The organism is Mesorhizobium sp. WSM4887 (assembly GCF_029625865.1).
Lineage (GTDB): Bacteria > Pseudomonadota > Alphaproteobacteria > Rhizobiales > Rhizobiaceae > Mesorhizobium.
Map to the genome: position 1 here is coordinate 93,132 of NZ_JARTVP010000001.1, position 13,623 is coordinate 106,754.

Below are 13,623 nucleotides of genomic sequence, written 5' to 3' on the forward strand. Positions count from 1 at the left end.
CCGCGCGAAAGTCCGCGCAATCATGCCCGCTTCAGAGCTTCTTCCGAGAGTTCCATGTCCGACAAGGTCGTCACCCGCTTTGCCCCCTCGCCCACCGGCTATTTGCACATCGGCGGGGCGCGCACGGCGCTGTTCAACTGGCTCTACGCCAGGCACACCGGCGGCACGATGCTGCTGCGCATCGAGGACACCGACCGCGAGCGCTCCACCGAAGCGGCGACGGCCGCTATCCTGGACGGGCTGACCTGGCTCGGCCTCTCATGGGACGGCGAGGCCGTGTCGCAGTTCGAGCGCGCGCCGCGCCACCGTGAGGTGGCAGAGGGGCTCGTACGGCTGGGCAAGGCTTATTACAGCTATGAAACGCCTGCCGAGCTGGAGGCGATGCGCGAGGCGGCGCGGGCCAAGGGGCTGCCGCCGCGCTACAATGGCCAGTGGCGCGACCGCGGGCCCTCCGAGGCGCCTCCCGGCGTCAAGGGCGCCATCCGCATCAAGGCGCCGACCGAAGGAGAGACCGTCGTGCACGACCGCGTGCAGGGCGAGGTGCGATTCCCGAACAAGGACCTCGACGACTTCATCATCCTGCGCTCGGACGGCAACCCGACCTACATGCATGCCGTCGTCGTCGACGATCACGATATGGGCGTCACCCACATCATCCGCGGCGACGATCACCTGACCAACGCCGCGCGCCAGACCGTAATCTACAACGCCATGGGCTGGACCGCGCCGTCGATGTCGCACATCCCGCTGATCCATGGTGCCGACGGCGCCAAGCTGTCGAAGCGCCACGGCGCGCTCGGCGTCGAGGCTTATCGCGCCATGGGCTATCTGCCGGAGGCCCTGCTCAACTATCTGGCCAGGCTCGGCTGGAGCCACGGCGACGACGAGGTGATGTCGATCAAGGATATGATCTCTTGGTTCGACATCGCCGACGTCAACAAGGGCGCCGCCCGGTTCGACTTCGCCAAGCTCGAGGCGCTGAACGGCGTCCATATGCGCAAGATGGACGACAAGGCGCTATTTGATATTCTCGTAGCCACCCTGCCCTATCTCGAGGGTGGCCCGGCGCTTGCGGCCAAGCTCGACGACAGGCGCCAGGCACAGCTGCTTGCTGCCATGCCGGGCCTCAAGGAGCGGGCAAAGACGTTGGTCGAGCTCGTCGATGGAGCCGGCTTCCTGTTCGCCGAGCGGCCCCTGCAGCTCGACGAAAGGGCTGCGGGGTTGCTTGGCAGCGACGCCCGCGCCATTTTGCGCGGTACCCATGCCGCGCTCGCCGCGATCTCCAGCGAATGGAGCGCCGCAACCGCGGAAGCCGCTATTCGCGACTTTGCGCAGGCCGGCGGCCATAAGCTCGGCGCCGTGGCCCAACCGCTGAGAGCCGCGCTCACCGGCCGCAGCACCTCGCCCGGCGTGTTCGATGTACTCGCCGTGCTCGGCCGTGAGGAGAGCCTGGCGCGGGTTGCGGATCAAATCGATTAGGAGCGAACTGGCCCAAGAAGATTGGCATTGAAAGGTGTGTTTCGCAGTGCAACATTAGGCCTTGGCCCAATCTGGCACGCACCTCCTAAAATGCGGTGGCAAGTTCGCGCATTCCGGTGATTTCGACGTGTCGTTTGCAGGAATTGCCTTGCCGGCATGAGAAAACATAAAGGAGTTTGCAATGAGCGAAGCTGCGACAAAACTGGAATCGGGCGGCAAGGCGCGTGAGTCGACCGCAAGGCTCGAGTTCGCCGGCAAGACGCATGAATTCAAGGTGCGAAGCGGCTCGACCGGGCCCGACGTGATCGACATCGGCGCGCTGTACAGCACCACCGGGGCCTTCACCTACGATCCCGGTTTCACCTCGACGGCAAGCTGCGAGTCGGCGATCACCTTCATCGACGGCGACGCCGGCATCCTGCTGCATCGCGGCTACCCGATCGACCAGCTCGCCGAGCACGGCGACTTCCTCGAGGTCTGCTATCTACTGCTCTACGGCGAATTGCCGACCAAGGCGCAGAAGGACGACTTCGACTATCGCGTTACGCGCCACACCATGGTGCATGAGCAGATGTCGCGCTTCTTCACCGGCTTCCGCCGCGACGCCCATCCGATGGCCGTCATGTGCGGCGTGGTCGGCGCGCTGTCGGCCTTCTACCACGACTCTACCGACATCTCGGACCCATACCAGCGCATGGTCGCCTCCATGCGGCTGATCGCCAAGATGCCGACGATCGCGGCGATGGCCTATAAATACCACATCGGCCAGCCCTTCATTTACCCGAAGAACGATCTCGGCTTCGCGGCGAACTTCCTGCATATGTGCTTTGCCGTGCCGTGCGAGGAGTACAAGATCAACCCGGTGCTGGCGCGCGCCATGGAGCGCATTTTCATCCTGCACGCCGATCACGAGCAGAACGCGTCGACCTCGACGGTTCGTCTCGCTGGCTCTTCGGGCGCCAATCCGTTCGCCTGCATCGCGGCCGGCATTGCCTGCCTCTGGGGCCCCGCGCATGGCGGCGCCAACGAGGCGGCTCTCAACATGCTGGGCGAGATCGGCCATGTCGACCACATCCCGGAATTCATCGCCCGCGCCAAGGACAAGAACGATCCGTTCCGCCTGATGGGCTTCGGCCATCGCGTCTACAAGAACTACGATCCGCGCGCCAAGATCATGCAGAAGACAGCGCATGAGGTGCTGGGCGAGCTCGGCATCAAGGATGATCCGCTGCTCGACATCGCCATGGAGCTGGAGAAGATCGCGCTGACCGACGAGTATTTCATCGAGAAGAAGCTCTATCCGAACGTCGACTTCTATTCGGGCATCACGCTGAAGGCGCTGGGCTTCCCCACCACCATGTTCACCGTGCTGTTCGCGGTCGCCCGCACCGTCGGCTGGATCGCGCAGTGGAAGGAAATGATCGAAGACCCGCACCAGAAGATCGGCCGCCCGCGCCAGCTCTACACCGGCGCTACGGAGCGCGATTACGTGCCGATTGCGAAGCGGTGATTGAGCGAATAGCGAAATAGCGAGTAGCGAATAGGGAAAGAACTGGCGGCACTGAGTGGCGCCAGCGTACTCGCTATTCGCTATTCGCTACTCCCTATTCGCTTTCTTGATGCACCCCAGCACCACCTCGGCAGCAATCTCGCCCGACGGTCTGTCGGTCGCCATGCGCCTGGCGATTTCCGCGAAACCTGCCCGCTGCCACGCGCGCATGCCGGTGTCGGCAAACAGGGCTTCCAGCTGACGCGCCAGGTTCTCCGGCCTGACATACTGATCGTAGAACTCCGGCACCAGCGCGCGATCGGCGATCAAATTGGGCAGCAGCGCCGACCAGGTCGTCACCAGATGCTGCAGCAGCTGCCTCGCGATCGAATCGAGCTTGTAGCTGGAGACCATTGGAACACCGCAAAGCGCAAGCTCGAGCGAAACTGTTCCGGAGGCGATCAGAGCCGCGTCGGCCTTGCCGAAAGCCAACCATTTGCGCTCCGGATCGGTGATGATCTCTGGCTTCTCGTCCCACCGCGTGACGGACGCCTTCACCAGGTCGGCGACATGCGGCACCGTCGGCAGCATCAGCCGCAAGCGGTGACCGCGCTGATGCAAGACCGATATCGCCTTGCCGAACGGCTCGATCAGCCGGCGCACCTCGCCGCGGCGCGAGCCGGGCAGCACGAGCAGCGTCTTCACGCGATCCTCCGACAGGTCCCGCGGCAAGCTCTGCGCCTTGGCGGCGCCAAGCACGCCGGGATCCTGGGTCAGCCGGTGGCCGACATAGGTGCCGGGCGGCCCACCAAGTCGGGTGAGCGCCTTCACTTCGAAGGGCAGGATGCAGAGGATGTGATCGACATAGGGCTTCATCGCCGCCGCCCTGTCCGGCCGCCATGCCCACACGCTCGGGCAGACATAATGGACGATCGGGATGGCGGGCGCGGCGGCGCGGACCCTTTTGGCGACCCGCAGCGAAAAATCAGGGCTGTCGATGGTGATCAGGCAATCCGGCCGCTCCGCCGCGATGGTGCCGGCTGTTTGGCTGATCCGGCGCATCAGCCGCGGCAGGTCGCGCAAGACGGCGCTGAAGCCCATCAGCGCGATCTCGCTGCCGTCGAAGAGCGGTGTCAGCCCCAGTTCCTGCAGATGCCGGCCGCCGATGCCGACGAGCCGGATCTTACGGCCGGTGGTCTTCTCGAGCGCACGCACGATGTCGGCGCCGAGCAAGTCGCCCGATTCCTCGCCCGCGACGATGGCGATCTTGAGCGGCCTCTCACTGGCCATCGGTCGGCTCCGTCGCGGTAAATCCGACGATGAACAAGCCAAGCGCATCGGCCCGCGCGAGAGTCACCGGGCTTTCGAGAATGAGCGAGCGGCCGGCTTCGACGGCGATGCCGGCAAGGCCGGCCGCGTGTGCGGCCTCGACCGTCTGCGGGCCTATCGAGGGCAGGTCGGCGCGCAGCTCCTGCCCTGGCTTGGCGCATTTGACGAGTACGCCGCGCGTCTTGCCGGCGAGCCTGCCGTGCCCGCGCAATTCGCGCGTCCTCTCGAGCAGGCCCTTAGTGCCTTCGATGCCTTCCAACGCGATAACCCGCCCCCCAATTGCAATCGCCGCCTGGCCGATGTCGAGCTCGCCGATTGCCTTGGCCGCCGCGCGGCCCGCCTCGATATCGCGCCAGTCCGATTGCTTTGGTCCCGCCTTGGTCAGCATGCCCTCGCCGGCAGCGAGATCTGGAACGATCTCATGCGCTCCGACCACGGTGATACCGCGCCTTTCCAGCCCGCGCGTCAGAACCTTCAGAAGCCCGTCGTCGCCGCGGGCCAGCGCCATTGCCACGGAGGGGATTATCGTCAGCAGACTGAGCGTTGGACGTATCTTCGCAAGCCGCGGCCTGCGCTTGATCTCGCCGGCAAGAACCAGGTGGCTAATGCCTTCGCGCTTCAGCAAGGGAAGCAGGAAGCCGATGTCTTCGAGCGCAAGCGTCGCCTGCTCGTAGGCGGCAAAGTCCGCTTCGCGATCCACCTCGCCCTCGGCTAGGATGATGAAAGGCGAATGTCCCTGTCTGACCAGACCTTCCGCCACTTCGACCGGCAGGCTGCCGCCACCGGCGATGATGCCGACCCTGGAGCCCGGCGCGAGTGCAAGCCCTGACCCGGCGGGCTCAGCCCTCGTCATCGCCATCGTCATCGCCGCCACCGCCCTTCAGCGGCGGGACGGCATAATGCCGCTTGCCGCGACTGGTGATGAAGTCGATCATCTTCATGGCCGTCGGTGACGAGGCGAACTCCGCCTTGGCGATCTCGACATTCTCCCCGACCGTGCGGGAGTGGTCGAAAATCGCCCTGTAAGCCCTTCGCAGCATGTAGATTTCGGCGCGCGGCAGGCCGGAGCGCTTCAGGCCGATGACGTTGAGACCGCGCAGCTTGGCGCGATTGCCGACGGCGATCGCATAGGGAATGACGTCGCCGACGACCGCCGAGCAGCCGCCGATAAAGGCGTTGTCGCCGACGCGGACAAACTGATGCACGGCGGTCAGGCCGCCGATATAGACATTGTCGCCGATCTCGCAATGCCCGCCGAGCGTCGCCCCATTGGCGAAGGTGGCATTCTTGCCGACGACGCAGTCATGGGCAATGTGGGCATAGGCCAGGAAATTGCCATTGTCGCCGATCGCCGTCTCGCCGCGGCTGGAATCGGTGCCGACATGCATGGTGACGCCTTCGCGGATGGTGCAATTTCCGCCGATGACCAGCGTCGTGCGCCCGCCCTTGTGCTTGGTGTTCTGCGGCGGCGCCCCGAGCGTCGACATTGGATAGACCTTGGTCGAGCCGCCGACGGTGGTCGCGCCCATCACCGAGACATGGCTGACCAGCTCGACGCGATCGCCGATGACGGCATCGGCGCCGACATGGCAGAAGGGTCCGATACGCACACCTTCGCCGAGCTGGGCGCCTTCTTCGACGACCGAGGAAGGGTGGATTGATGTCTGAACTTTCATGAGCATTAGAAACCGTCAGCCGGTGACCATCATAGCCGAAACTTCGGCTTCGGCGGCCTTTGCGCCATCCACCATCGCCTCGCAGGCAAATTTCAGCAGGTTGCCGCGCTTCTTGATCTTCTTGACGTGGATCCTGAGCTGATCGCCGGGGACGACCGGCTTGCGGAACTTCGCGTTGTCGATGGTCATGAAATAAACCAGCGACGGCTTTTCCGCATTGAGGCTGCGAATGCAGATCGCGCCGGCGGTCTGGGCCATGGCCTCGATGATGAGCACGCCCGGCATGACCGGCTGCTGCGGGAAATGGCCCTGGAAATGCGGTTCGTTGATAGTCACGTTCTTGATGCCGACCGCGGAGTCGTCGCCGTCGATTTCGACGATGCGGTCGATCAGCAGAAACGGATAACGGTGCGGCAGGAGCTTCATCAGCCCCATTATGTCGACCGCCTCAAGTGTCGTCGCAATCGTGTCAGCCATTTCCGTCGCCCTGCTTGCGCGTCCTGGCCAGCCTGCGCAGCATCGCGATCTCACGCATGGCTTCCGCCATTGGCTGCGCCGGATAGCCTCCCCAGACCTCGCCCGCCGGCACGTTGCTCATGAATCCACTTCTCGCAGCAAGCTTGGCCCCGGGACCGATGGTCAAATGATCGGCGAGGCCGACGCCGCCACCCATGGTGACGTTGTCGCCGACGACGACGGAACCGGAAATACCCGAAAGCCCGGCTATAATGCAATTGCGGCCGATACGAACATTGTGGGCGATCTGCACCAGATTGTCGATCTTGGTACCTTGTCCGATGATCGTGTCGGACATCGCACCGCGATCGACGGTCGAGTTGGAGCCGATCTCGACGTCGTCCTGGATGATGACGCGGCCGATCTGCGGCACGCGCTCAGGTCCCTTGGCGCCGGCCACGAAGCCGAACCCGTCCTGACCGATCCTTGCACCGCCATGAATGATGACGCGGTTGCCGATCAGCGCATACTGGATGCTGGCGCCCGGACCGACATAGCCATCACGACCTATCTTGCATGAGCGGCCAATGACGGCATGGGGCGCAATGACCGTGCCGCTCCCGATGGCAGCGCCGGGACCGATCACGGCACCTGCCTCCACGATCGCACCGGCTTCGACATGCGCGGACGGGTCGATATGCGCTTGCGGCGAAATGCCGGTTTCGCCGGTCATCGGCCCGGGCGTGGCGGCCTGCGGAAAGAGCAGCCGCCCCACCATGGCGAAGGCCTGCTGCGGGCGCGGATGCGCCAGCACCGCAATCCCCTGCGGCGCCCTGTTGGCGAAGTCGGCAGGACAGAGAACGGCAGCCGCCTTGAGCGAATGCATCAAGGCGAAATTGCGCTTGCCGTCGACAAAGACGAGCGCACCGTCGCCACCCTCATTGGCGGGCGCCAGCGCGTCGATGGCGATGTCGGCCTGCGAGGAATCAATAAGATTGGCGCCGGTCAGATTCGCGACCTCGCCAGCCGTATACCGGCGTGAAGGCGCGAAGAACACCGGATCGGTCATTCCACAAACATTATCCAGCTAGGTCGGATCAGTCGATTCCGGGCCATCACACGACCCGGAAACATCGTAACCCGCGGATTAGAAACGGGTCGCTATGCCGAAGTTGAATTCCTGCACGTCGTCGCCCGGCTGCTTCTCGACCGGAATCGCATAATCGATGCGGATCGGGCCGAACGGCGAAGCCCACATCAGGCCGACACCGACCGAAGCGCGCAGATGCATGTCAGCCGATCCCGGCTTGATCAAAGCAGGATCGAGCTTGCTGCCGTAAAGCGTTGCCGCATCGGCAAAGACAGCGCCGCGCAGACCGAAGCTTTCCGGAACAGCCGGCAGCGGGAACTGGGCTTCCGCCGACGCATTGAAATAGGTCGTGCCGCCGAGATGGTCGCCGCTGGTATCGCTGGCAATCGGGCCAATACCGCCATACGCGAAACCGCGGATCATGCGATCGTTGCTCTGGAAGTGGTCGAAGATGCGCAGATCGCCATTGCCGTAGCCCGCGATATAGCCAGCGCCGCCCGACACCAAGCCGACCAGGTCCAACTGCTCGGACAAGGTCTGATAGACGCTTGCTCGCCCGGTCAACTTCACCCATTTGGCGTCACCGCCGAGACCGGCGACTTCGGTTGTGCCTGTGACGTAAAGACCCTCGTGCGGGTTCTTCATGTCGTCGATGGTATTGTAAACCAGACCGAGGCTAACCGACGACTTGGTCCATGGGCTCTCGGCGACGCCGTCGCGGATGGCCTGGGAGATCGTGCACTTGGACGGATCGTAGACGCCGCTGGTCAAGCAGCCATCGGCGATCGAATACTTCTCCTGCGAGATATTATACGCCAGCTGCGTCGAGATGCTGTCGGTGATCGGCAGGCCGAAGCGAATGGTCGCGCCCGTGACGTCCGTATCGTAGTGGTTGTACTCGCGGGTCGACTTGTAGATGTCGAAGCCCGCCGCGATGCGCCGGCCGAGAAAATAAGGCTCGGTGAAGGAGATCGCATAGTCGCGCGAGTTCTTGCCGCCGCCGGCCGACAGCTTGATGTACTGGCCGCGGCCGAGGAAGTTGCGCTCGGTGATCGAGCCTTCGACGGACGGACCCGGCGTGTCGCCGCCGGTCGAATAGCCGGCGCCGACCGAGAACTCACCGGTCGACTTCTCGACCACATCGACCACCAGGACGACTTGGTCCGGAGCGGACCCGGGGACGGTCGAGATGTCGACTTTTTGAAAATAATCGAGAGCTTCCAGGCGCTTCTTCGCGCGCTGGATAAGCACCTGGTTGAAGGCGTCGCCTTCGCTGACATCGAATTCGCGCCGGATGACGTAGTCGCGCGTGCGGTCGTTGCCGCGGATTTCGATACGCTCGATATAAGCCTTGGTGCCTTGGTCGATGGTGTAGACGACCGAGATCGTATGATTCTCGAAATTGCGGTCGCCGCGCGGCGTCACCTGGGCAAACGCATAGCCTGAGCCGGCGACCTTTTCGGTGAGCGCAACAATCGTGTCCTCGACGTCCTTGGCGTTGTAGACATCGCCCTTGTGCGTCTGGACCACCGATTCCAGCGACTTTGAGTCGACCTCGGGAATCGTGCTCTCGACGCTGATGTCGCCGAAGTTGTAGCGCTCGCCCTCCTGCACGGTGATCGTGACCGTGTATTTGTTGGTGGCTTCATCCAACTCGCCGACGGCCGAAACGACCTGGAAGTCGGCGTAGCCGTGATTGTAGTAGAAGCGGCGCAGCAACTCCTGGTCGGCGCGCAGCTTGTCCTCGTCATAGACGTCGTCGCGCAGCACGAATGAAAGCCAGGACGAACGCTTGGTGTTGATGACGTCCGACAGGCGACGGCTGGAAAAAGCGCTGTTGCCGACGAAATTGACCGCCGCGATCTGCGTGCGCGCGCCTTCGTTAATGTTGAAGACCACGTTCACGCGATTGTCGCCGAGGTCCATGATCTGAGTGGTCACGGCGGCGTCGTCGCGGCCGATACGCCGATAGGCAGCCTTGACCGCCTCGACGTCGGCGTCGAGCGCCTGCTGCGAGAAGGTCGCGCGCGGCTTCAGCTGGACAGCGGCCTGGAGCGCGTTGTCCTTGAGCTTCTTGTTGCCCTGGAACAGGACCTGGTTGACGACCTTGTATTCGGAAACCTTGACGACCAGGGTCGAGCCGACCTGATTGATCTGGACGTCCGAGAACAGCCCGGTGCCGAACAGCGCCTTCACGGCGCTATCGATATCGGCACTTGAAAACGCCTTGCCGGGCTTGATCGCGATGTAATTGCGGATGGTTTCGGCATCGACACGCTGGTTGCCGCTGACCTCGACCCTGCTGACCACTGCTGCTTCGGCTACCGATGTGGCAACGAACTGCACTGCGAGCGCGCCTGGCAAAACCAGGGCGGCGGACAAAGCCGCCGCGGACGCGGCGCTCAGAAACTTGGATGCTGCCTTCATCGGGCTTTTGTACCTTTTTCTCGTAGTCCCCACGGCGAGAAAACCGGACGTGCGGTATTTTCCCTTACCGTATTAACCGGATTTCCCCTACACGCAAGGCTCCCGGTTAATTTGTATTTACTTAACCCTGTTGCGTGGCTTTCGTGTCACGCATATCCCCACGCATGGTAAACGGCGTCTCAATATGGATGGGGCCGAAGCCAAATTCCTTCATGATTTCAGCACCCAAACAGATCATTCCAAAAAACGAAGCCCATAAATCCGAGCACCAGAAGGAGACCGGTCCGGTAGGCCATCTCCATCATCCGCTCCGACACGGGCCGCCTTATGACGGCCTCCACGCCGTAGAACAAGAGGTGGCCGCCGTCGAGAGGGGGAATCGGTAGCAGATTGAGAATCCCTATCCCGACTGACAGGAATGCAACAAGCTGCACCAGCCATTCGAAACCGAGTTTGGCCGCCTGACCCGACATTTTCGCGATCTTGATCGGGCCGCCGAGTTGGCATTTGTCCTCGCGCCCGACGACGAAACGTTGCAGAAATTGCCCGGTGCGCTCGATCACATGCCCGGTTTCCTCGACAGCCGCCGCCAGCGCGCCCGCGGGCGTGTAGGAGACCAGTCGCGGCTGCCCGAGCTCCGCATTGTTGGCCACGCCGATGATCGCGACCTTGACCTTGTTGCCCAGCGCATCCTGCTGCTCCATCGGTTCCGGTGTCGCGGTGACGGTGATTTCCTTGCCGTCGCGCAACATGGTGAAGGTGATGGCGTCGCCGGCGCGGCCCGAAACCAGGCGTTGAACGTCGGCGAAGGTCTCCACCTTGTTGCCGTCGACTCTGACGAATCGATCGCCGGGCTGAATGCCCGCCCGCGCCGCCGGGCTGCCGGCGCTGACTTCGGCCACCATCGGCTCCATCACCGGGCGGCCATAGAGCGAAAACAGCACCGCGAACACGGCGATCGTCAGCAGGAAATTGAACAACGGCCCGGCGACGACGGTCGCCGCGCGTTTCCAGATCGGCTGGGTGTGGAAGGCGACCTCGCGCTCGGCCTCGCTCAGCGATTCGAGGTCCTCGGTGCTCGGCTGGCTCGATGTCGCGTTCATGTCGCCGACGAATTTCACGTAGCCGCCAAGCGGAATGGCGCAAAGCTTCCAGCGGGTTCCGTGGCGGTCGTTGAAACCGAAGAGCTCCGGGCCGAAGCCGATGGCAAAAGCCTTGACGCCGATGCCGCACCAGCGGCCGATGAGGTAGTGGCCCATCTCATGCACGAACACCACGACGGTGAGCACGAACAGGAACGGCACAAGGGTGCCGAGGACAAAGCCTTGCGTGCTGAAGAGCGCGTGAAGAATCTCGTTCAAGTCATGCCCTCAAAATTCGCCCAGCGCGACAGTCCGCCGCGACTGTGGCATCAATCCGGGCGAATCCGTGGCACGCGTCGTTTTCGCCCATTGGCGACGCCAGTCAGTTCGGAAACAGCCCCATTGCCGGATGGTCGGCGCCCGCCGCAATCCAACCGATGACGTACAGGGCGAACGCAGCCGCGACAAGCCCGTCCACCCTGTCCATGACGCCGCCATGGCCGGGAATGAGATTGCTCGAATCCTTGCAGCCGTGCCGGCGCTTGACCCAGGATTCGAACAGATCGCCGATCTGCGAGACGATCGAGAGCGCCAAGGCGACGAGGCCAAGCATAGTGAGATTGCCGGCCCCGGCCGCGATTGCCAGCACCAATCCGGCAGCGATGCCGCCGACAGCGCCGCCAAGCGCGCCGCTCTGCGTTTTGCCGGGCGAGATTGATGGCGCAAGCTTCGGGCCGCCGACCCTGCGGCCGACGAAATAGGCCGCTATGTCGGTCGCCCAGACGACCGCGAACAGGAAGAGGATGGCGATCAATCCTGAGTGGCTGTCCCCGCGCAGATAGGCGAGCGACAAGCCGGACAACGACGCGTATGCCAGCCCCGAGGCCTCCCACTGCGCTGCTCCCCGCAGTCGCGCGGCGACAGCGACGACAGCAGTGACGGATGCGACCAGAAGCAGCAGCCACAGTGCCGGCAGACCGGCGATCAGCGCACCAATGAAGACGAGAATCAGCACTTCCGGCAGAAAGCCGAGCGTCGCACCGTTCTCAGCGCGCGACATGCGCGTCCATTCGTAGAAGATCAACGCCGCGATCGCCGCACAGAACAGGCGGAACGGCAGCCCGCCGAGCCAGGTGAGCGCAAGTGTGGCGGCTGCCATCACGATGGCCGAGATGACACGCTGCTGGAGATTGCTCATCGATGCCGCGCTACAAGGCGACGTCGCGGGCGGCGAGCCCGCCGAAACGGCGTTCGCGGCCGGCAAAGTCGCGCAGGGCGTCGGCCAGGTGCTCCCGGCTGAAGTCCGGCCAGTAGCAAGGCAGGAAGACGAGCTCGCTGTAGGCGGCCTGCCACAAGAGGAAGTTCGACAGCCTGAGCTCGCCGCTGGTGCGGATCACGAGGTCTGGATCGGGAATGCCCTCGGTGTCGAGCGAGCCGGCAAAGCTCTCCATCGTGATGGCATCGCCTGTCATTTCGCCGCGAGCCACGGCATCGGCGAGCTTGCGCGCGGCGCGCACGATCTCGTCGCGCCCGCCATAGTTGAAGGCGATGACCAGGGTCAGCGCCTCATTGCCCGCGGTCAGCGATTCGGCCTCCTGCAGCAGGCCTCTGATGTCCGGCTGCAGCCCTTCCCTGTCGCCGATCACCCTCACCCGCACGCCGTTTTGGTGCAGCTCGGCGAGATCCCGGCGGATGAAGAGCTTCAGGAGGCCCATCAGGTCGCTGACCTCGGACTTCGGCCGCGACCAGTTTTCAGAGGAGAAGGCGTAGACCGTCAGATAGGAGATGCCGAGCTCTGGCGCGGCGCGCACCGTCTTGCGCAAGGCTTCGACGCCGGCGCGGTGGCCGGCGAGCCTCGGCATGCCGCGCGCCTTGGCCCAGCGTCCGTTTCCGTCCATGATGATCGCGACATGCGCGGGGGTTGTCATGGTCTCGCTTTCGAGCCGGTGAGAAACCGACCCTAAACCTGCATGATTTCAGCTTCCTTATCGGAAAGCAGGTGATCGATGGTGCTGATCATCTCATCGGTCAGCTTCTGAACCTGGTCGGAGCGCTTGCGATGATCGTCTTCGCTGATCGTGCCGTCCTTTTCCGCCTTTTTGAGGAAATCCATGCCGTCGCGACGGACATGGCGAACCGCGACGCGGGCGTTCTCCGCATAGCCGTGCGAGATCTTGACCAGTTCCTTGCGGCGCTGCTCGTTGAGTTCGGGCAAAGGAATCCTCAGATTGGTGCCGTCGACGATCGGATTGAAGCCAAGATTGGCCTCGCGGATAGCGCGGTCGACGGCGCTCACCATCGATTTGTCCCAAACCGATACCGAAATCATCCGCGGCTCCGGAACCGTGACGTTGGCCACCTGATTGATGGGCATCGTCGTGCCATAGGCATGGACCTGCACGGCGTCGAGCAGGTTGCTGGAAGCGCGGCCGGTGCGCAGCGAAGCGAGATCGTGCTTGAAGGCCGCGATCGCCCCGTCCATGCGCCGCTTGAGATCGTCGTACTCGCCACTCATGATCATCTCCTCGACCCGTTCGCCGGGTTCAATGCTTGTCTTCTAATCTCGACCGGACCGGCGATCATTCAGCCGTCTTC

Annotated in this window: 11 protein-coding genes and 1 pseudogene; 2 read left to right on the forward strand and 10 right to left on the reverse strand. The window is 63.5% G+C overall.

Features of this window, described 5'->3' with window-relative positions; translation table 11 throughout:
* The first annotated feature begins 54 nt into the window (after nt 1-54).
* Together gltX and gltA are read left to right on the forward strand one after the other, a co-directional pair.
* Nucleotides 55-1,479, forward strand: coding sequence for a glutamate--tRNA ligase (gene gltX, locus P9230_RS00405; RefSeq protein WP_278116943.1), 1,425 nt, complete (start codon nt 55-57; stop codon nt 1,477-1,479).
* Between the two features lie 181 nt (nt 1,480-1,660).
* The gene (gltA, locus tag P9230_RS00410; protein ID WP_278054171.1) at nt 1,661-2,989 is read left to right on the forward strand and encodes a citrate synthase; all 1,329 of its coding nucleotides are present in this window, start codon (nt 1,661-1,663) and stop codon (nt 2,987-2,989) included.
* 87 nt (nt 2,990-3,076) lie between these two features.
* Here the strand turns inward: gltA and lpxB are convergent, their stop codons facing one another.
* The 10 genes and pseudogenes from lpxB to frr all read right to left on the reverse strand — a co-directional run bounded on the left by lpxB (nt 3,077) and on the right by frr (nt 13,543).
* Nucleotides 3,077-4,258 (reverse strand): lipid-A-disaccharide synthase, encoded by a 1,182-nt coding sequence (lpxB, locus tag P9230_RS00415; protein WP_278116945.1) that lies wholly within the window; start codon nt 4,256-4,258, stop codon nt 3,077-3,079.
* A complete protein-coding gene (lpxI, locus tag P9230_RS00420) occupies nt 4,248-5,150 on the reverse strand; it encodes a UDP-2,3-diacylglucosamine diphosphatase LpxI (RefSeq protein ID WP_095825457.1) in 903 nt (300 codons plus the stop codon). The genes lpxB and lpxI overlap by 11 nt, the downstream gene beginning before the upstream one ends.
* The gene (gene lpxA / locus P9230_RS00425; protein WP_067320155.1) at nt 5,137-5,973 is read right to left on the reverse strand and encodes an acyl-ACP--UDP-N-acetylglucosamine O-acyltransferase; all 837 of its coding nucleotides are present in this window, start codon (nt 5,971-5,973) and stop codon (nt 5,137-5,139) included. The genes lpxI and lpxA overlap by 14 nt, the downstream gene beginning before the upstream one ends.
* 15 nt (nt 5,974-5,988) lie before the next feature.
* On the reverse strand, nt 5,989-6,450 hold the full coding sequence (gene fabZ / locus P9230_RS00430; protein WP_278116946.1) for a 3-hydroxyacyl-ACP dehydratase FabZ: 462 nt from the start codon (nt 6,448-6,450) through the stop codon (nt 5,989-5,991).
* Nucleotides 6,443-7,498 (reverse strand): UDP-3-O-(3-hydroxymyristoyl)glucosamine N-acyltransferase, encoded by a 1,056-nt coding sequence (gene lpxD, locus P9230_RS00435; RefSeq protein ID WP_095830055.1) that lies wholly within the window; start codon nt 7,496-7,498, stop codon nt 6,443-6,445. The genes fabZ and lpxD overlap by 8 nt, the downstream gene beginning before the upstream one ends.
* Nucleotides 7,499-7,576: 78 nt before the next feature.
* Entirely contained in the window at nt 7,577-9,946 is a 2,370-nt protein-coding gene (gene bamA / locus P9230_RS00440) for an outer membrane protein assembly factor BamA (protein ID WP_278110832.1), read from the reverse strand.
* 218 nt (nt 9,947-10,164) lie between these two features.
* A complete protein-coding gene (gene rseP, locus P9230_RS00445) occupies nt 10,165-11,307 on the reverse strand; it encodes an RIP metalloprotease RseP (RefSeq protein ID WP_066992647.1) in 1,143 nt (380 codons plus the stop codon).
* 103 nt (nt 11,308-11,410) lie between these two features.
* A complete protein-coding gene (locus P9230_RS00450) occupies nt 11,411-12,226 on the reverse strand; it encodes a phosphatidate cytidylyltransferase (protein ID WP_095800762.1) in 816 nt (271 codons plus the stop codon).
* Nucleotides 12,227-12,236: 10 nt separating this feature from the next.
* Nucleotides 12,237-12,968 (reverse strand): annotated as a pseudogene (locus P9230_RS00455) (isoprenyl transferase); the annotation flags it as partial.
* Nucleotides 12,969-12,988: 20 nt separating this feature from the next.
* On the reverse strand, nt 12,989-13,543 hold the full coding sequence (gene frr / locus P9230_RS00460) for a ribosome recycling factor (protein ID WP_082953689.1): 555 nt from the start codon (nt 13,541-13,543) through the stop codon (nt 12,989-12,991).
* Between the last annotated feature and the right edge of the window lie 80 nt (nt 13,544-13,623).

What these genes read in the sequence shown, in the direction of transcription:
- frr (WP_082953689.1), bottom strand. Translation starts at nt 13,543, where the DNA reads ATGAGTGGCGAGTACGACGATCTCAAGCGGCGCATGGACGGGGCGATC.
- lpxA (WP_067320155.1), bottom strand. Translation starts at nt 5,973, where the DNA reads ATGAAAGTTCAGACATCAATCCACCCTTCCTCGGTCGTCGAAGAAGGC.
- bamA (WP_278110832.1), bottom strand. Translation starts at nt 9,946, where the DNA reads ATGAAGGCAGCATCCAAGTTTCTGAGCGCCGCGTCCGCGGCGGCTTTG.
- lpxB (WP_278116945.1), bottom strand. Translation starts at nt 4,258, where the DNA reads ATGGCCAGTGAGAGGCCGCTCAAGATCGCCATCGTCGCGGGCGAGGAA.
- lpxI (WP_095825457.1), bottom strand. Translation starts at nt 5,150, where the DNA reads ATGACGAGGGCTGAGCCCGCCGGGTCAGGGCTTGCACTCGCGCCGGGC.
- lpxD (WP_095830055.1), bottom strand. Translation starts at nt 7,498, where the DNA reads ATGACCGATCCGGTGTTCTTCGCGCCTTCACGCCGGTATACGGCTGGC.
- fabZ (WP_278116946.1), bottom strand. Translation starts at nt 6,450, where the DNA reads ATGGCTGACACGATTGCGACGACACTTGAGGCGGTCGACATAATGGGG.
- gltX (WP_278116943.1), top strand. Translation starts at nt 55, where the DNA reads ATGTCCGACAAGGTCGTCACCCGCTTTGCCCCCTCGCCCACCGGCTAT.
- gltA (WP_278054171.1), top strand. Translation starts at nt 1,661, where the DNA reads ATGAGCGAAGCTGCGACAAAACTGGAATCGGGCGGCAAGGCGCGTGAG.
- P9230_RS00450 (WP_095800762.1), bottom strand. Translation starts at nt 12,226, where the DNA reads ATGAGCAATCTCCAGCAGCGTGTCATCTCGGCCATCGTGATGGCAGCC.